This window comes from Achromobacter sp. 10T422 (assembly GCF_056394065.1).
This window is the reverse complement of the sequence record NZ_JBFTHD010000006.1, coordinates 200632-217585: the sequence shown is the minus strand read 5'-3', so window position 1 is coordinate 217585 and position 16954 is coordinate 200632. Positions and strand designations below refer to the sequence as shown.

Annotated in this window: 16 protein-coding genes; 12 read left to right on the top strand and 4 right to left on the bottom strand. The window is 63.8% G+C overall.

What is annotated here, in order from left to right; translation table 11 throughout:
* Window positions 1-189 precede the first annotated feature (189 nt).
* The 4 genes from AC1DB0_RS17470 to AC1DB0_RS17455 all read left to right on the top strand — a co-directional run bounded on the left by AC1DB0_RS17470 (window position 190) and on the right by AC1DB0_RS17455 (window position 2153).
* A complete protein-coding gene (locus AC1DB0_RS17470; RefSeq protein ID WP_082387012.1) occupies window positions 190-915 on the top strand; it encodes a hypothetical protein in 726 nt (241 codons plus the stop codon).
* Window positions 916-998: 83 nt separating this feature from the next.
* Entirely contained in the window at window positions 999-1316 is a 318-nt protein-coding gene (locus tag AC1DB0_RS17465; protein WP_006221213.1) for an ElaB/YgaM/YqjD family protein, read from the top strand.
* A 69-nt stretch (window positions 1317-1385) separates the two neighbouring features.
* Window positions 1386-1802 (top strand): phage holin family protein, encoded by a 417-nt coding sequence (locus AC1DB0_RS17460; RefSeq protein ID WP_054423290.1) that lies wholly within the window; start codon window positions 1386-1388, stop codon window positions 1800-1802.
* A gap of 3 nt (window positions 1803-1805) precedes the next feature.
* Window positions 1806-2153: a hypothetical protein gene (locus AC1DB0_RS17455; RefSeq protein WP_175171409.1), complete on the top strand. Its 348-nt coding sequence runs from the start codon at window positions 1806-1808 to the stop codon at window positions 2151-2153.
* 93 nt (window positions 2154-2246) lie between these two features.
* On the opposite strand, the gene ubiD is transcribed toward AC1DB0_RS17455, so the two are convergent.
* The gene (gene ubiD / locus AC1DB0_RS17450) at window positions 2247-3791 is read right to left on the bottom strand and encodes a 4-hydroxy-3-polyprenylbenzoate decarboxylase (RefSeq protein WP_175171410.1); all 1545 of its coding nucleotides are present in this window, start codon (window positions 3789-3791) and stop codon (window positions 2247-2249) included.
* Between the two features lie 82 nt (window positions 3792-3873).
* On the opposite strand from ubiD, the gene AC1DB0_RS17445 reads away from it, so the two are divergent.
* On the top strand, window positions 3874-4692 hold the full coding sequence (locus tag AC1DB0_RS17445; RefSeq protein WP_054422551.1) for a lytic transglycosylase domain-containing protein: 819 nt from the start codon (window positions 3874-3876) through the stop codon (window positions 4690-4692).
* 81 nt (window positions 4693-4773) lie between these two features.
* Here AC1DB0_RS17445 and AC1DB0_RS17440 read toward each other — a convergent pair whose 3' ends face one another.
* Entirely contained in the window at window positions 4774-5934 is a 1161-nt protein-coding gene (locus AC1DB0_RS17440) for a pyridoxal phosphate-dependent aminotransferase (protein WP_175171411.1), read from the bottom strand.
* Window positions 5935-5977: 43 nt separating this feature from the next.
* On the opposite strand from AC1DB0_RS17440, the gene AC1DB0_RS17435 reads away from it, so the two are divergent.
* The 4 genes from AC1DB0_RS17435 to AC1DB0_RS17420 all read left to right on the top strand — a co-directional run bounded on the left by AC1DB0_RS17435 (window position 5978) and on the right by AC1DB0_RS17420 (window position 10964).
* A complete protein-coding gene (locus tag AC1DB0_RS17435) occupies window positions 5978-6865 on the top strand; it encodes an FAD-binding protein (protein ID WP_476757998.1) in 888 nt (295 codons plus the stop codon).
* A 136-nt stretch (window positions 6866-7001) separates the two neighbouring features.
* Complete coding sequence (locus AC1DB0_RS17430) at window positions 7002-9290, top strand: NADP-dependent malic enzyme (RefSeq protein WP_342067605.1); 2289 nt, start codon at window positions 7002-7004, stop codon at window positions 9288-9290.
* A complete protein-coding gene (locus AC1DB0_RS17425; protein ID WP_425286181.1) occupies window positions 9271-10500 on the top strand; it encodes a patatin-like phospholipase family protein in 1230 nt (409 codons plus the stop codon). Before AC1DB0_RS17430 ends, AC1DB0_RS17425 begins: the two co-directional genes overlap by 20 nt.
* Window positions 10497-10964 (top strand): barstar family protein, encoded by a 468-nt coding sequence (locus AC1DB0_RS17420; protein ID WP_054422548.1) that lies wholly within the window; start codon window positions 10497-10499, stop codon window positions 10962-10964. Before AC1DB0_RS17425 ends, AC1DB0_RS17420 begins: the two co-directional genes overlap by 4 nt.
* A 96-nt stretch (window positions 10965-11060) precedes the next feature.
* Here AC1DB0_RS17420 and AC1DB0_RS17415 read toward each other — a convergent pair whose 3' ends face one another.
* Window positions 11061-11792, bottom strand: coding sequence for a 16S rRNA (uracil(1498)-N(3))-methyltransferase (locus tag AC1DB0_RS17415; protein ID WP_175171414.1), 732 nt, complete (start codon window positions 11790-11792; stop codon window positions 11061-11063).
* 33 nt (window positions 11793-11825) lie between these two features.
* Window positions 11826-12248, bottom strand: a complete 423-nt coding sequence (locus tag AC1DB0_RS17410; protein ID WP_476757999.1) for a hypothetical protein — start codon at window positions 12246-12248, stop codon at window positions 11826-11828.
* 241 nt (window positions 12249-12489) lie between these two features.
* Between AC1DB0_RS17410 and tkt the strand changes: the two genes are divergently transcribed.
* From tkt to AC1DB0_RS17395, 3 genes are all read left to right on the top strand, one after another.
* Entirely contained in the window at window positions 12490-14526 is a 2037-nt protein-coding gene (gene tkt, locus AC1DB0_RS17405; protein ID WP_476758000.1) for a transketolase, read from the top strand.
* Window positions 14527-14540: 14 nt separating this feature from the next.
* A complete protein-coding gene (gene gap, locus AC1DB0_RS17400) occupies window positions 14541-15551 on the top strand; it encodes a type I glyceraldehyde-3-phosphate dehydrogenase (protein ID WP_006221200.1) in 1011 nt (336 codons plus the stop codon).
* Between the two features lie 93 nt (window positions 15552-15644).
* The gene (locus AC1DB0_RS17395) at window positions 15645-16841 is read left to right on the top strand and encodes a phosphoglycerate kinase (RefSeq protein WP_054422544.1); all 1197 of its coding nucleotides are present in this window, start codon (window positions 15645-15647) and stop codon (window positions 16839-16841) included.
* Window positions 16842-16954 lie beyond the last annotated feature (113 nt).

Sequence of the window (16954 nt, the reverse complement as noted above, 5' to 3'; positions counted from 1 at the left end):
CGGGTTTACATCCCCACAACTTTTGATTTCATGAATCCATATTTCCAGAACTTATTTGACGGGGGCGCTATGTGAACGCGCGTTTCGGACACGTTCCGACATACGCCGCCCGGTTTAACCGGTGTAGTATCAAACCGCCGTTCGCTCGGGCGGGCGGCGCTTTCCGGATATATGGAGTGGCATGTGACGATGCGAAAAATGGCATCCCTGATTTTGGCGGCGGGCGCGCTGGGCGCGGCCGCGTCGGCGCAGGCCGGCGTTTGCGATGCGCAGTTCATGCATGACGGCGGCGCGGTGCAACTGACCGGCTCGGGCAACTTGTCCTTGGGCGCTGACCTGACCTTCGCCGAGGTTACAAAAAGCAATGGCGACAACTGCCGCGCACGCGTGCAAGGCGTCGCCACGTTCAGCTATGCAGGCCTGCCGCCGGGCAAGTCCAAGCTGGATTATTTGATGACGGTAAAGGGCGGCCAAGCCACCTTTTTGCGCTACGCCAATGCGGGCGAAGCCCCGCAACCTTCCGAAGGCCAGTTTGATTTGCGCATGCTGGGTTTGTTCGCGTACGACGGCAAGCTCAACCCGGGACAAAAACTGCCCGGCTCGTCGTTCCGTTTGAAGATCGGCAAGGAAGCGCCAGTGGGCGGCCAGCCCAGCACAACGGTGCGCATCGGCGAAAAATCGGTGGGCCAGAAGAAGGCGGTGAACACGGCGCTGGGCAACCAGTCGTGCCATCCCATCACGTATACGCGCAACTCGGACCCCACGATGGCGACCTTCCAAGGTTTGACCATTCCGATCCCCGGCATGAACACGACCGTCACCGATTGGTATTGCCCCGCGGTGAACCTGGTGATGAAGCAAGACATTGATCAAGGCGGTGTAAAGTCAGCCGTTGAAATTACGCAGATCAAGTAGCACACAGTATCAAGCGGGCCATGCTGCGGGCATGGCGGCTGGTATGATGTTTTCGTCATAGACACACAACAGGAGCTCAAAAAATGGCCACGAGAAAATCCGAAGAAGTCGCAAAAGAAAAACTCATCGACAGTGTCAAGACCAGTTTGAATGACGCCGAAAACCTGCTGCGCGAAGCGGCCGGCACCACCGGCGAAAAGGCAAACGAACTGCGTGACCGCGCCATGACCTCGCTTAAGCGCACGCGCGAAGCCCTATACGAAGCCCAAGACGCCGTGCTGGAGCGTGGCCGCAAAGCCGCTCGCGCCACCGACGACTACGTGCACGACAATCCCTGGCAAGCCATCGGGATCGCAGGCGTGACCGGCCTGCTGCTCGGCTTGCTGATCAGCCGCCGCTGATAAGGCTTGGACGTCCGGGCGGGCCGCGCCGGCATCTTGCCGCGCTGCCCGCCCGGTGTCCTTCATGCCATGGGTCTACGAAAATCTGTTTTCGGAGTCGCGTCCAGCCTGGTCGGGTTGGTACGCACGCGCCTCGAGTTGCTGGCGCTGGAAGCCGCCGACGAAAAATCGCGCTTGCTCAAACTGTTGGGCATGGCATTTGCCGCGTTGCTCTTCTTGACGTTGGCGGTGCTGGTGTTCACGGTGACTGTCGCCGTGCTGTTCTGGCCCACAGAAGACCGCTATCTGGCCCTGGGCCTGCTGGCTGCCTTCTACGGCATTGTCGGCGTGGCCTTGTTGCTGGTGGTGCGGCACGGCTTGGTCTACGGCGCGCCGCCTTTCGCGGCCACGCTCGAAGAACTGGGCCGTGATGCGGAATTGCTGGAACGCATCCGCGATGCGCAAGACGACGATCCCCCGCCCACGCGCCGACGCGAGGAGGACTGAACCATGTCGAAAAGGTCTCCTATCGTTGATCGCGCCGTGCGTATCGAATTGCTGCGCGCGCGCGCAGCCATCGAGCGCGAATCGCTGGCGCAGAATATCGTGTCGACGGGCCACAAGCTGGAACCCGCATCCATCATCCGGGGCTTGCTGCCTCGGTTGGCGGCAGGCGGGGCCTCGCGCTGGGCATTGCAGGCCATCACGATGGCGCGCCGTTATCCGCTGGTCAGCTCGTCGTTGTCCACGTTGTTCATGCGTGGCGGCAACCGGTCCAAGGTGCTCAAGATTGCCGGGGGCGCATTGGTCGGCTGGCAGTTGTACAAGCTCTGGCAAAGCTCGCGGGACGGCTCGTAGTAATCGTCGTCTCGCAGCCCGCCTTGCCAATAAAAAACCCCGTCCGTAACGCGTTACGGACGGGGTTTTTTCTTTGTGGTGACTTGAGCGGGCTTACAGGCCCAATTGGCCCCAGATGTCGTCCACGCGTTTCTTGACGTCGGCGTCCATCGTGATGGGGGTACCCCATTCGCGATTCGTTTCGCCCGGCCATTTGTTGGTGGCGTCCAGGCCCATCTTGCCGCCCAGGCCGGAGACCGGGGATGCAAAGTCCAGGTAGTCGATCGGCGTGTTTTCCACCAGCAGCGTGTCGCGCACCGGGTCCATGCGGGTGGTCATCGCCCACACCACTTCCTTCCAGTCGCGCGGGTTGATGTCTTCGTCCACCACCACGATGAACTTGGTGTACATGAACTGGCGCAGGATGCTCCACAGGCCAAACATGACGCGCTTGGCGTGACCCGCGTACTGCTTGCGGATCGACACTACTGCCAGGCGGTAGCTGCACCCTTCGGGCGGCAGGTAGAAATCCACGATTTCCGGCAACTGACGGCGCAGCAGCGGCACGAACACTTCGTTCAGCGCCACGCCCAGCACGGCGGGCTCGTCGGGCGGTTTGCCGGTGTAGGTGGAGTGATAGATGGGATTGCGCCGCATCGTGATCCGCTCGACCGTGAAGACGGGAAACCAATCTTGCTCGTTGTAGTAGCCGGTGTGGTCGCCGTAGGGGCCTTCCAGCGCCATTTCGTAGTCGCTGTTGGGCGGCGGGTTCACGCCTTCCGGCACCACGGGCTTGATGGCGCGCGGGTCGGAAGACGGCAGCAGATGGCCTTCCAGCACGATTTCTGCCCAGGCCGGCACCGACAAATTGCTGCCTAGCGCCTGCGCCACCTCGGTGCGCGAACCGCGCAGCAGACCGGCGAACTGGTATTCGGACAGGCTGTCGGGTACGGGGGTGACGGCGCCCAAGGTGGTGGCCGGGTCAGCGCCCAGCGCAACGGCGATGGGAAACGGCGTGCCCGGGTTGGCCAGGGCGTGGTCCCGGAAGTCCAGCGCGCCGCCGCGGTGCGACAGCCAGCGCATGATCAGCTTGTTCGGCCCCAGCAATTGCTGGCGGTAGATGCCCAGGTTTTGGCGCTTGGCGTTAGGGCCGCGCGTAATCACCAGGCCCCACGTCAGAAGCGGCGCCACGTCGCCGGGCCAGCAGGTTTGAATGGGCAGGCGGGTCAGGTCCACGTCCTTGCCTTCCCAGACCACTTCCTGGCAGGCCGGGCTTTTGACGTTCTTGGGGCTCATGTCCCACAAGGCGGCCTTCAGCATCGACACCTTGGCCAGCGCATCGCGCAGGCCTTTGGGCGCTTCGGGTTCGCGCAGCGATGCCAGCAGCTCGCCGATGTCGCGCAGCGCGCTGACGTTGTCGGCGCCCATGCCGCGGGCCACGCGCGACGGCGTTCCGAACAGATTCGTAAGCACAGGCATCTCGGCCGGCTTGCCGTCGTGCTGGGCTTTTTCGAACAGCAGGGCGGGGCCTTCGGCGCGCAGCACACGGTCGGAAATTTCCGTCATTTCCAGCCGGGTGGACACCGGCGCGCCGATGCGTTTGAGGTCGCCCATGCGTTCAAGTTGGGCGAGGAAGTCTCTAAGGTCGCGGTATTTCACTACAGATCCCAGCGATTTGGTTACATTTTACGGAGAAAGAGAGGTTAACATTGACTCCCTCTTTTTCACGCAGGAGGTTTTTATGCCCGATGCGTCAGTGGCCAACCTGTTCAGGAATATGGCCCAAGGAGTGCACGAATATCTTGCCGAGTCCTTGCGTATCTGCTCAGTCTATCTGGGCATCGCGGTGATTGTGACGGTAAGCATGGGATTTGCCCTGCCTGGTTTGCGCGATCAGGCATTGCAAGTGCACAAAGCCTTGTTGACCGCCCTAGCGCCTTCATCCATGCAATCCGGCACCGAATCCGATGTCGGCTCCGAGTTGGGTTCCGACACTGCGTCGGCGATTGCCATGGCCGTTCCAACCGCTCCCGCCAGCAATGCCACCGGCATGCTGGGGCCGGCTCGCGTCGCGCCGCCCGTACCGAAGAAGCCCGCCTTGGTGGCGACCGGTCCGCAAGCCGAAGCATTGCGCAACTATATCTCGCGCAAGTACAAGGTGGCCTATGACGCCACCGGTCCGCTGTTGAACACTGTGTATAAGGTCAGCCGCGAAAAGCAGCTGGACCCCTTGCTGGTGCTGGCGGTGATCGCCATCGAGTCCCGCTACAACCCGCTGGCCGAAAGCCATGTGGGCGCGCAGGGCCTGATGCAGGTCATGACCAGCGTGCACCAGGAGAAGTTCGACGCGGTCGGCAAGACGGCGCTGGACCCGATCGCCAATATTGGTGTCGGGGCCACGATCTTGCGCGACTGTATCAACCGGCGCGGGTCCGTCGATGGCGGCCTGGCCTGCTACGTGGGTTCCACCGGGCCAGACGACAACGGCTATGGCGCAAAGGTGCAGGCTGAACGCCGGCGCCTGGCGCTGGCCTCGGGTATTGCACTGGCTCGGGATTAAGTCCGGAAACCGGCACGTCGCCACGCCTGCCTGCAAGCCCGCAAGGCGCGCTCCATTGGAGCGCGCCTTGTGCTTTGGGGGTCAACGACCCAGGAATTTACCGATTCGCGCCACCGCCTCTTCCAGGCGGTCCAGGCCGGTGGCATACGAAAAGCGCATGGTGTGCGCGCCGTGGGCGGGGCCGAAGTCCACGCCCGGCACGGCCGCCACGCCCGCTTCCAGCAGCAGGCGCTGCGAGAACGTGTTGCTGTCCATGCCCTGGTTGCTGATGTCGGCGTAGATATAGAACGCGCCGTCCGGCTTGACCGGCACCTGGATGCCCAGGCGCTCGAATTCGGGCAGCAGGTAATCGCGGCGCTGCTTGAAGGCTTCGCGGCGGTGCTCAAACGTTTTCATGGCCTGTTCAGTAAAGCACGCCAGCGCGGCGTGCTGCGCCAGCGTGGGCGCGCAGATGGCCAGGCTGGCGGCAATCTTTTCTACCGGCGCCACCATGTCTTCAGGCACGATCATCCAGCCCAGGCGCCAGCCCGTCATGTGGAAGTACTTCGAGAAGCTGTTGATGACGATGATGTCATCGTCCAGCGTCAGGGCCGAGCGCGGCTGGCCGTCATAAGACAGGCCCAGATAAATTTCGTCGACGATGGCGAAGCCGTCGCGGGCGCGCACTTGCGCCAACAACTCGGCCAGCTCGTCGTGGGCGATGCTGGTGCCAGTGGGGTTGCTGGGCGAGGCCACCATGACGCCTTGCGTGGCAGGCGTCCAGTGCTGAGCCACGTCCTGGGCCGACAGCTGGAAGCGCTTCTCGGCCGAACTTGGAATCAGGCGCGGCACGCCGCCTGCAGCCAGCACGAAGTTGCTGTTGGCAGGGTAGGCCGGGTCCGGCATCAGGACTTCGCCGCCGCTATTGACCAGCGCCGCGCAGGCCAGCGTCAACGCGCCCGACGCGCCGGCGGTGACGATGACGCGGGCCGGATTGATCTTGGCGCCGAACTGGTCGTGGTAGAACTGCGCAATGGCTTCGCGCAATGGCGTAATACCTGCGGGCGGGCTGTAGCCGCTGAGCCCGGCGCGTGCGGCGCGCTCCAGCGCTTCCACCACTTGAGGGGGCGCGGTAAAGTCCGGTTCGCCAATGCCCAGGCTGATAATGTCCTTGCCCGCCGCTTGCAGCGCTTGCGCTTGCTTGAAGAGTTCGACCGCGTGAAAGGTCAGAAAATCATGAGTGCGAGTAGCTAAGCGGGGCATTGGATTCTCGAAAGCGTCTTGTAGCGAAAAAGGAATTGTAGTCATGCAGCCATCCCGGCGCGCCTTCCTGCTAGGCCGGCGGCCTGCCCAGACTCCGTGGGCAGCCTTCATGCAGCGTCTGAAGCTGCTTTGCCAAGGGCAGGTTCAAGACCTGGGCGAAGACGGCCCCGGCGGGGCGCAAGCCATTCTGACGCCGACGCGCGACGCTGATGTCGCGCATGCGCGCACGCTGTGCGCGGAGTACCGCATTGTGATGACGCTGGAAGGGGCAACCGGGCCGTATGCGCTGTCTGCCCGCCCGCGGCTGCGCATCGACCCTTCCGCATTGACCGGGCTGGCCCGGTTGGCGGGTGAGCCGCGCTGGCGGGCCCAGCCAGGCGTGCCGCTGGCTGCCTTGGCCCAAGCCGGGTTGCGGCAATTCGCGGATTTTCCGGGCGCCATGACCCTTGCCGAATGGCTGGCGGCGCCCGCGCCTTGGCCTGCCGGGCAGTGTGCGGCCTCGGGCGTGCTGGCGGTGGACGTGATGCTGGCAGATGGCATCGAAGAAACGCTTGGCCCCTTCGGCGAGGCCGACGTGCAGCCCCTGCGCTCGGCCACCGTGCAAAGCCTGGTGCCCGCGCTGTTCCAGCTGGCTTCGGGCGGCGATGCTTTCGCCACGCACGATGGCTATCACTGGCTGGGCCGCTACCGCCTGGATGCACTGAAACCCCTGGCCCCGGCCACCGTCAACCTGGCGCATCTGCTGCTCGGGCATGGCGGCACGCTGGCGTGGGTGCAAAGCGTGACGCTGACGGATGCTCCGGCCTGGAACGAGACCGGCCCCGCGCCCGAAACCCCGGGGCTGGCGACCGTGCGGCTGGATGGGCGAGTGAAGACCTTGTTCGACCCGGATGGTCGTTTTCCCTTATTCCTGCCCCGCGCTACCGAATAGAAATTCAGCTTGTTGTAAGATTTCGCCGCTCGTCCCCAATTAAGAGGGTGGCTCGCCGCAGACGTATCGCGCTGGCCGTCATGGGAATAGAATTCCTCCCTCTCCGTGTCTCACTTATTAGCTAGTAGCCGCCCCTATGGATGCCAACCTTCGCAAAGCCGCCCTTGAATATCACGAGCATGGGCGCCCCGGCAAAATCTCGGTCACGCCGACCAAGCAACTGACGAACCAGCGCGATCTGGCGTTGGCGTATTCGCCCGGCGTGGCGGCGGCCTGTGAGGAAATCGTGGCCGACCCGGCCAACGTGTTCCGCTACACCGCGCGCGGCAACCTGGTGGGCGTGATCACCAACGGCACGGCCGTGCTGGGCCTGGGCAATATCGGCGCGCTGGCATCCAAACCGGTGATGGAAGGCAAGGCGGTGCTGTTCAAGAAGTTCGCCGGCCTGGATGTTTTTGACATCGAAATCAACGAAACCGACCCGGACAAGCTGGTCGAAATCATCGCCGGCCTGGAAGCCACGTTCGGCGGCATTAACCTGGAAGACATCAAGGCACCCGAATGCTTCACCGTTGAGCGCAAGCTCCGTGAACGCATGAAGATCCCGGTTTTCCATGACGACCAGCATGGCACCGCGATCTGTGTTTCGGCCGCGTTCATCAATGGCCTGAAGGTCGTGGGTAAAGACATCAAAAAGGTCAAGGTTGTGACCTCGGGCGCGGGCGCCGCTGCCTTGGCTTGCCTGGACCTGATGGTGGACCTGGGTCTGCCGCTGGAAAACATCTGGGTGACGGACATTGAAGGCGTGGTCTATGAAGGCCGCACCGTGTTGATGGACCCGGACAAGGCGCGCTTTGCGCAGAAAACCGACGCCCGCAAGCTGGCCGAAGTGATCCAGGACGCCGACGTGTTCCTGGGGCTGTCGGCAGGCGGCGTGCTGAAGCCCGAGATGGTTGCCGCCATGGGCACGCGCCCGCTGATTTTGGCGCTGGCCAACCCGACCCCGGAAATCCTGCCGGAACTGGCGCACTCGGTACGTGACGATGTGGTCATGGCTACGGGCCGTTCGGACTACCCGAACCAGGTCAACAACGTGCTGTGTTTCCCGTACATTTTTCGTGGTGCGCTGGATGTGGGCGCCACGACCATCACGCGTGAAATGGAAAAGGCGGCGGTGTACGCCATTGCCCAGCTCGCGCAGGAAGAGCAGAACGAAGTCGTCGCCGCGGCGTATGGCACGTTCGATATTTCATTCGGCGCCGAATACCTGATTCCCAAGCCGTTCGACCCGCGCCTGATCGTGCGCATCGCCCCGGCCGTGGCCAAGGCCGCCATGGACGGCGGTGTCGCCACGCGCCCGCTGGCTGACTTGGAAGCCTACGAAGCACAGTTGCAGCAGTTTGTGTACCACTCGGGCGCGTTCATGAAGCCGCTGTTCTCGGCGGCCAAGCGCATCGTGCGCGAAGGCGGCCCGGCCCGTATCGTGTTTGCGGAAGGCGAAGACGAACGCGTGCTGCGCGCCGTGCAAGTGGTGGTGGACGAAGGCCTGGCGCGTCCCATCCTGGTGGGCCGTCCGTCGGTGCTGCTGACCCGCATCGAAAAGCTGGGCCTGCGCTTGCGTCTGGGCGAAGACGTTGAAGTCACCAACCCGGAATACGACGAACGTTTCCATCAATACTGGACGACGTATTGGGAACGCATGTGCCGCCGCGGCATCACCAAGGAAATGGCGCGCGTGGAAATGCGCCGCCGCATGACCTTGATTGGCGCGATGATGGTTCACTTGGGCGACGCCGACGGCATGGTTTGCGGCTCGGTGGGCGCGTATCACGATCACCTGCGTTTTGTAGATGAAGTGATTGGCCGCCGCCCCGGCCACAACGTGTATGCCGCCATGAACATCCTGCTGCTCAACGAGCGCACGGTGGTGCTGGTGGACACGCACGTGAACGACGAACCGTCGGCCGAACAGATCGCGGAATTCACGATCGCGGCCGCCAACGAAATGCGCCGGATGTACCTGGCGCCGAAGGTGGCGCTGCTGTCGCGGTCGAACTTCGGATCGGGCAGTTCGGCGTCTGGCGCCAAGATGCGCCGTGCGCTGGAAATCGTGCGCGAGCAAGCGCCCGACCTGGAAATCGACGGCGAAATGCACGGCGACTGCGCGCTGGACGAAGCGCTGCGCATGCGCATCCTGCCGTCGTCCACGTTGAAGGGCGAAGCGAATTTGCTGGTGTGCCCGAACGTGGACTCCGGCAACATCGCCTACAACCTGCTCAAGACGGCAGCCGGCGGCAACGTGGCGGTGGGCCCGTTCCTGTTGGGCTGCAATGCGCCGGTGCATATCCTGACCTCCAGCTCGACCGTGCGCCGCATCGTCAACATGACCGCGATGACTGTGGTCGATGTCAACACGCCACGTTGAAGTCAGTCCCGCCGGCCCGGCGTGCCCACGCACGCCGACCGGTCTGGTCCTGACGGGTGGCGGCGCGCGAGCCGCCTATCAGGTCGGCGTGCTCAGCGCCATCATGGAGCTGCTGGACCCCGACTGGCACTCGCGCTTCCAGAATCCCTTCGACATCATCTGCGGCACCTCTGCCGGCGCGATCAACGCCGCCGCGCTGGCGTGCCGCGCCGACCGCCCGCACCTGGGCGTGCGCCGCATCCGCCGGCTGTGGTCGTCGCTGAACACCGACATGATTTACCGCGCCGACGCGCCGGGCCTGATCCGCACGGGCGTGCGCTGGCTGGGCCTGCTGGCGCTGGGCTGGATGTATTCGGGGTTGACGCGCAAGCGGCCGCAATCGCTGCTGGACAACAGCCCCATGGAAGCCCTGCTGGGGCGGGTGCTGGACTTTGGCAACTTGCGGTCCAATCTTGAACGCGGTTCGCTGTCGGCGCTGGCGATTACCGCGTCGGGCTACACCAGCGGCGAGCATCTGACGTTCTACCAGGCGCACACGCCCATCGAGCCCTGGCACCGATATCTGCGCCTGGCCATCCCCACGCCGATCAGCATTGATCATCTGATGGCGTCGTCGTCGATTCCGTTCGTGTTCCCCGCCCGCCAGGTGCAGGTGCATGGCAAGGGCGAGTGGTGCGGCGACGGCTCCATGCGGCAACTGGCCCCGATCAGCCCGGCCATCCATCTGGGGGCGCATCGGGTGATGGTGATTGGCACAGGGTTCCGCGACGACACCCACCCCGAGCACCGGGCGGATTCGCCGCCGTATCCCTCTTTGGCCCAAGTGGGCGGCCATGCGCTGTCTAGCATTTTCCTGGATGGCTTGTCGGTCGATGTTGAGCGCTTGGAGCGCATCAATTACCTGATGGACCACGCCACGCCGGACGGCGCGACCGTGAATGTGCGGCGCATTCAGGTGCTGACGATCACGCCCAGCCAGTCGCTGGACACGATGGCGCTGGAACACTTGAACGACATGCCTGCACAAGCCCGTGCTCTTTTCCGCGTACTCGGTGTATCGTCCGATCCACGCCGTCCAGGAGGCGGGGCCCTGATGTCCTATCTCTTGTTCGAATCCAGCTACACCAAGCGATTGATCGATCTGGGTTATGCCGATACGATGCAGCGTAACGACGAAGTGATCGCCTTTTTCAAGGAGGCTCAGGCATGACGCGCAATGGCCAATCTACGTTGCAGAAGCAGCTTCTGCGCGGCGGAGCGCTTCCTCATGAAGGGCTGGACAAGAAGGCCGTGGTGGATGCCTCCCACGAACTGGGCCTGTCCTTGTTCGTTGCCAACTGCGATCCTGCCAGGAGCCGTTCTGCGGTGCTGCGCGCCATCGTCAAGGCGGTGGACTTCCCCGAATACTTCGGCGGCAACCTGGATGCGCTCTATGACTGCCTGTGCGACACGGTGCTGGATCACAAGATTGGCGTCGTGCTGTGGCTGTACCGGCTGCATTCCGGCGACCCGGTCTTGGAAGAGGATGCCGCCCGCATTGAAACGGTGTGTTCGGACGCAGCCGATTTTGCCCGCGAGAACGGGCGCATCTTTGCGTTTGTTATTGAACACGCAGGCAAGCACCCCGACCCGGAGCCCGGCATTGCGGCTGCGCCTTACGGCGAAAACGACTGATCGCTACCCGCCCAACCGCTACCAGCCCAACCGCCAGCTCAACCGCCAGCTCAACCGCTACCAGTCCAACCGCCAGCTAAACCGCCAGCTCAAACGCTACCAGCCCAACAAGGCGCTGACCGCAGATATCAGCGCCAGCCCGGCGGTCTCGGTTCGCAGCACACGCGGGCCGAATCGCACGGCCTGCACACCCGCCTGACGGGCGAGTTCCAATTCCTTGTCAGACCAGCCCCCTTCAGGCCCCACCAACAAGGTCAGCGCCTGCACGCCGGGCGTGGCGCGCAGCGCGCCAGCCAGGTCGTCAGCCGCTTCGGGGTGGCACAACAGGCGCGGGCCTTCGGCAGGCAGAGCTAGCCAGTCGGCCAGCGATTGCGGGGCATCCACTGCCATCAACCGGTTGCGGCCACATTGCTCGGCGGCGGATTGCGCAATGCGCTGCCAATGCGCCACGCGCTTATCCAGCCGGGGACCAGACAGTTGCAGCACGCTGCGTTGCGCGGCGATGGGGCTGACGCGCGCGGCGCCCAGTTCCACGGCTTTTTCCACCACCCAATCCATCTTGTCGCCCGAAGGTAGACCCTGCACGAGGGTGATGCGTCCGCCAAGCTCGGCTTCGCGGGCGGTGAAATCACCCAGTTGAGCAAAGCCCGCCTTGCCTTCAACGTCCAGCACGGCGGGGTACTCGCCACCCTGGCCATTGAACAGCACAACGGTTTCACCGGCTTTTAACCGCAGCACGCGCAGTGCGTGGTGCGCCAGCGCTTCGGGCAAGGCGATGCGGGTGCCGGCGGAAAGGGGGATGTCGCAAAAGAAGCGGGGGGCGGACATGGGGTTCTGGCGAAGAAGGGGCGGGCGATCAGATTATTTGAGCGCGTAGCCTACCATCTTGACCCCCCATTCCAGGAAGGTGGGCGCGCTGGACGCCAGGTTCAGGCCCAGCAGAGTCAGAAACCCCACGGTCATTTTCTTGTCCAGGCGCATGAACTGCGCGCGCAGGTCGGCCAGATCTTCGTGGGTGGCGAAACGCTTGAGTTCTTCGCGGGTGGGCAACTGCGCAATCTGATTGCGGATTTCAGCCAGTTCTTCACGGCGCGCGAAGGGGGCAATCATGGTGGCGATTTCATTGCGCCAGTCCTGCCGGAGCTTGGCGGCCAGTTCGGCTTCGCCTTTGATCTGGGCGTGCTCCAGTGCGCGCGCCACCGCAATGGCGCGCTCTTCGCCCAGGGCGGTGCGCAATGCCATGATGCCTTCGACAGGAATGGTGAGGTTCAGCATGAGGCCCATGGTAGGCGGCTCCGGTAGAGAGGTACAGGGCCACATCCTGAATGTCAGACCACATTCCCGCAATTGTGGGATGTACGCTAATACTTCTCTCGCGGAAACGGCTGATTACATCGCGCATTACATCGAGCTTAAGGGGGATGGCGTGAGGGAAATCCCCTGATGCTAAAATCGTCTGCTTCGCAACCCACTCAACTGGCCCCTATATTTCCTGTAGACGGGTCAGCTTCAAAGAGCCTTCCGAATGAGCAATCCGACCGCCCCTAAACTTGCCTTGGCGGATGCCATCCGCGCCCTCGCGATGGATGCCGTGCAACAAGCGAACTCCGGGCATCCGGGTGCACCCATGGGCATGGCGGAAATCGCCCAAGCCTTGTGGACGGGCAACCTGCGCCACAATCCCAAAGATCCCGCCTGGGCCAACCGCGACCGCTTCGTGCTGTCCAACGGCCACGGCTCGATGCTGATCTACGCCCTGCTGCACCTGACGGGCTACGATCTGCCGATCGAAGAACTGAAGAACTTCCGCCAGCTGCATTCCAAGACGCCGGGCCACCCCGAAGTGGGCATCACCCCGGGCGTGGAAACGACCACCGGCCCGCTGGGCCAGGGCCTGGGCAACGCCGTGGGCATGGCGCTGGCTGAAGCGCTGCTGGCTGCTGAATTCAACAAGCCCGGCCACAACATCGTCGACCACCACACCTACGCCTTCACGGGCGACGGCTGCCTGATGGAAGGCATCTCGCACGAAGTGTGCTCGCTGGCCGGCACGCTGAAGCTGTCCAAGCTGGTCGTGCTGTATGACGACAACGGCATCTCCATCGACGGCCACGTTGAACACTGGTTCGCCGACGACACCGCCAAGCGTTTCGAAGGCTACGGCTGGAACGTGATCCGTGGCGTAGACGGCCATGACGTCGCCGCCGTGGACGCCGCCATCAAGGCCGCGCGTTCGCAATCGGAAAAGCCCACGTTGGTGATCTGCCGCACCGTGATCGGCAAGGGTTCGCCCAACATGGCCGGCACGCACAACGTGCACGGGGCACCGCTGGGCAAGGACGAAATCGCCGCCACGCGCGCTGCGCTGGGCTGGTCGTCGGAACCCTTCCAGATTCCGCAAGCCGTGTACGACGGCTGGGATGGCCGCAAGCAGGGCGCAGCCGCCCAAGCCGAATGGCAATCTGCGTTTGACGCCTACGCCGCCGAATTCCCCGCCGAAGCCGCTGAATTCACGCGCCGCATGAAGGGCGACATGCCCGAAGGCTACAACGAACAGTTCAAGGCATTCCTGAACGCCACGCTGGAAAAGGCCGAAACCGTGGCCACCCGCAAGGCCTCGCAATTCGCCATCGGCGCGCTGGCGCCGGTGCTGCCCGAAATGCTGGGTGGTTCCGCTGACCTGACCGGTTCCAACTTCACCGACTGGAAGGGCGTTGCCGCCGTTCGCGCCGGTGACAAGGGCATCCAGTTCGGCCGCCACATCAACTACGGCGTGCGCGAATTCGGCATGGCCGCCATCATGAACGGCGTGGCCCTGCACGGCGGCTACCTGCCCTTCGGCGGCACGTTCCTGACGTTCTCCGACTACTCGCGCAACGCCATCCGCATGGCCGCGCTGATGAAGCAGCGCGTGGTGCACGTGTTCACGCACGATTCGATCGGCCTGGGCGAAGACGGCCCGACCCACCAATCCATCGAACACGCCGCCAGCCTGCGTTTGATCCCCAACCTGTCGCTCTGGCGTCCTTGCGATACGGCTGAAACCGCCGTCGCCTGGAATGCCGCCGTGACGCGCCCGACCAGCATCGGCATGGACGTCCATGACGGCGGCCCGACGGCCCTGTTGCTGTCGCGCCAGAACCTGCCGTTCGTGCCGCGCGACGCCGCAACCGTTGACGCCATTGCGCGCGGCGGCTACGTGCTGCGCGATGCCGAAGGCGCCCGCGCCGTCATCATCGCCACGGGCTCGGAAGTGGCCATCGCGCTGGACGCGCAGGCGCAGCTGGCCAAGGAAGGCGTTGCTGTGCGCGTGGTCTCCATGCCCAGCACCGACGTGTTCGATAAGCAAGATGCCGCCTGGAAACAATCCGTGCTGCCCAAGGGCCTGCCGCGCGTGGCTGTCGAAGCCGGCGTCACCGCCTTCTGGCACAAGTACGTGGGCCTTGAAGGCGCCGTGGTCGGCATCGACCGCTACGGTGAGTCCGCTCCGGCCGGCGCACTGTTCAAGTTCTTCGGGCTGACCGCCGACAAGGTGGCCGAGACCGTCAAACAGGTTTTGTAAAAAAGGAGCTTAGTATGACTATTCGCGTCGCCATCAACGGTTACGGTCGCATCGGCCGCAACATCCTGCGTGCCCACTACGAAGGTGGCAAGAAGCACGATATCGAAATCGTCGCCATCAACGACTTGGGCGATCCCAAGACCAACGCGCACCTGACGCGTTACGACACCGCCCACGGCAAGTTCCCGGGCACCGTCGAAGTCGACGGCGACTTCATGGTCGTCAACGGCGACAAGATCCGCGTGCTGGCCAACCGCAACCCGGCTGAACTGCCCTGGGGCGAGCTGAAGGTCGACGTGGTTCTGGAATGCACGGGCTTCTTCACGACGAAGGAAAAGGCCGGCGCGCACATCAAGGGCGGCGCCAAGAAAGTCATCATCTCGGCCCCGGGCGGCAAGGATGTGGACGCCACCATCGTCTTCGGCGTGAACCACGGCGTGCTGAAGTCGACGGATACCGTCATCTCGAACGCTTCGTGCACCACCAACTGCCTGGCCCCGCTGGTCAAGCCGCTGAACGACAAGCTGGGTCTGGAAAACGGCCTGATGACGACCGTTCACGCCTACACCAACGACCAGGTCCTGACCGACGTCTATCACGAAGACCTGCGCCGCGCGCGTTCGGCCACGATGAGCATGATCCCCACGAAGACCGGCGCTGCCGCCGCCGTGGGCCTGGTGCTGCCGGAACTGAACGGCAAGCTGGACGGCTACGCCATCCGCGTCCCGACCATCAACGTGTCGCTGGTTGACCTGTCGTTCGTGGCCAGCCGCGACACGACCGCCGAAGAAGTGAACAGCATCCTGAAGGCGGCGTCGGAAGGCGAGTTGAAGGGCATTCTGGACTACAACACCGAGCCCCTGGTTTCGGTGGACTACAACCACAACCCGGCCTCCAGCACCGTTGACGCGTCGCTGACCAAGGTCTCGGGCCGTCTGGTCAAGGTCTCGTCCTGGTACGACAACGAGTGGGGCTTCTCGAACCGCATGCTCGACACCACCGTCGCGCTGATGTCGGCCAAGTAAGCAACACGGTCAGTCCAGAGGGGACGGATTTGTTTTCCGCCATTGCGGAAAATGGGTTCGTCCCCTTTGTTCGCCCATCGTAGGAATTCAAATATGTCCAAGGTCAATACCCTGTCCGCGCTGGCCAAGTCCGGCGCACTGTCCGGCAAGCGCGTGTTCATTCGTGCCGACTTGAACGTGCCGTTCGATGATGCCGGCCGCATTTCCGAAGACACCCGCATCCGTGCGTCGGTGCCCGGCATTCGCCTGGCGCTGGATGCCGGCGCCGCCGTGATGGTCACGTCCCACTTGGGCCGCCCGAAAGAAGGCGTGCTGACCGAAGCCGACTCGCTCGCCAAGGTTGGCCAGCGCCTGTCCGAATTGTTGGGCATGCCCGTGCAATTGGTGCGTGACTGGGTCGATGGCGTGCAGGTGGATCACGGCCAGGTCGTGCTGCTGGAAAACTGCCGCGTGAACGTCGGCGAAAAGAAAGACGACGAAGCGCTGGCCAAGAAGATGGCCGCGCTGTGCGACGTCTATGTCAACGACGCGTTCGGCACCGCCCACCGCGCCGAAGCCACCACGCACGGCATCGCGCGCTTTGCGCCCGTGGCTTGCGCCGGCCCCTTGCTGGAAGCCGAGCTCGACGCGCTGGGCCGTGCGCTGCATGAACCCAAGCGCCCGCTGGTCGCCATCGTGGGCGGCTCCAAGGTGTCGACCAAGCTGTCCATCCTGCAATCGCTGGCCGACAAGGTTGACCAGCTGGTGGTGGGTGGTGGCATCGCCAACACCTTCCTGCTGGCCGCTGGCCTGCCGATTGGCAAGTCGCTGGCGGAACCCGACCAGGTGGATCAGGCGCGCGCCGTGATCGAACTGATGAAGCAGCGCGGCGCGGCCGTGCCGATTCCGGTGGACGTGGTGTGCGCCAAGGCGTTCGGCGCGGATGCTGAAGCGACTGTGAAAGCCGCCACCGATGTGGCCGACGACGACATGATTCTGGACATCGGCCCGCAGACCGCGGCGCAGTTGGCCGAGATCCTGAAGAAGGCTGGCACCATCGTCTGGAACGGCCCGGTGGGCGTGTTTGAATTCGACCAGTTCGCCAACGGCACCGAAGTGGTGGCGCGCGCCATCGCGGAATCGGACGGCTTTTCGATTGCGGGCGGCGGTGACACGCTGGCCGCCATCGCCAAGTACGGCATCGGCGAACAAGTCGGCTACATCTCGACGGGCGGCGGCGCATTCCTGGAATTCCTGGAAGGCAAAACCCTGCCGGCCGTGGCCGTGCTGGAAGCCCGCGCGGCAAAGTAAATGGCGGGGCGGGCACGTTCGCAACGTGTCCGCGCGCCATGCAAAAACGCCCCTTTCGGGGCGTTTTTTTCGTGCAGCCAGATGTGCCGGCGCCAGATGCCGGCGCCAGATGC

Excerpts from the sequence above, each read along its gene's own strand:
- AC1DB0_RS17395 (WP_054422544.1), top strand. The coding sequence starts at position 15,645 with ATGTCCAAGGTCAATACCCTGTCCGCGCTGGCCAAGTCCGGCGCACTG.
- AC1DB0_RS17420 (WP_054422548.1), top strand. The coding sequence starts at position 10,497 with ATGACGCGCAATGGCCAATCTACGTTGCAGAAGCAGCTTCTGCGCGGC.
- AC1DB0_RS17455 (WP_175171409.1), top strand. The coding sequence starts at position 1,806 with ATGTCGAAAAGGTCTCCTATCGTTGATCGCGCCGTGCGTATCGAATTG.
- tkt (WP_476758000.1), top strand. The coding sequence starts at position 12,490 with ATGAGCAATCCGACCGCCCCTAAACTTGCCTTGGCGGATGCCATCCGC.
- AC1DB0_RS17470 (WP_082387012.1), top strand. The coding sequence starts at position 190 with ATGCGAAAAATGGCATCCCTGATTTTGGCGGCGGGCGCGCTGGGCGCG.
- AC1DB0_RS17410 (WP_476757999.1), bottom strand. The coding sequence starts at position 12,248 with ATGGGCCTCATGCTGAACCTCACCATTCCTGTCGAAGGCATCATGGCA.
- AC1DB0_RS17415 (WP_175171414.1), bottom strand. The coding sequence starts at position 11,792 with ATGTCCGCCCCCCGCTTCTTTTGCGACATCCCCCTTTCCGCCGGCACC.
- AC1DB0_RS17445 (WP_054422551.1), top strand. The coding sequence starts at position 3,874 with ATGCCCGATGCGTCAGTGGCCAACCTGTTCAGGAATATGGCCCAAGGA.
- AC1DB0_RS17425 (WP_425286181.1), top strand. The coding sequence starts at position 9,271 with ATGTCAACACGCCACGTTGAAGTCAGTCCCGCCGGCCCGGCGTGCCCA.
- AC1DB0_RS17440 (WP_175171411.1), bottom strand. The coding sequence starts at position 5,934 with ATGCCCCGCTTAGCTACTCGCACTCATGATTTTCTGACCTTTCACGCG.
- AC1DB0_RS17435 (WP_476757998.1), top strand. The coding sequence starts at position 5,978 with ATGCAGCCATCCCGGCGCGCCTTCCTGCTAGGCCGGCGGCCTGCCCAG.
- AC1DB0_RS17460 (WP_054423290.1), top strand. The coding sequence starts at position 1,386 with ATGGGTCTACGAAAATCTGTTTTCGGAGTCGCGTCCAGCCTGGTCGGG.
- AC1DB0_RS17465 (WP_006221213.1), top strand. The coding sequence starts at position 999 with ATGGCCACGAGAAAATCCGAAGAAGTCGCAAAAGAAAAACTCATCGAC.
- gap (WP_006221200.1), top strand. The coding sequence starts at position 14,541 with ATGACTATTCGCGTCGCCATCAACGGTTACGGTCGCATCGGCCGCAAC.
- AC1DB0_RS17430 (WP_342067605.1), top strand. The coding sequence starts at position 7,002 with ATGGATGCCAACCTTCGCAAAGCCGCCCTTGAATATCACGAGCATGGG.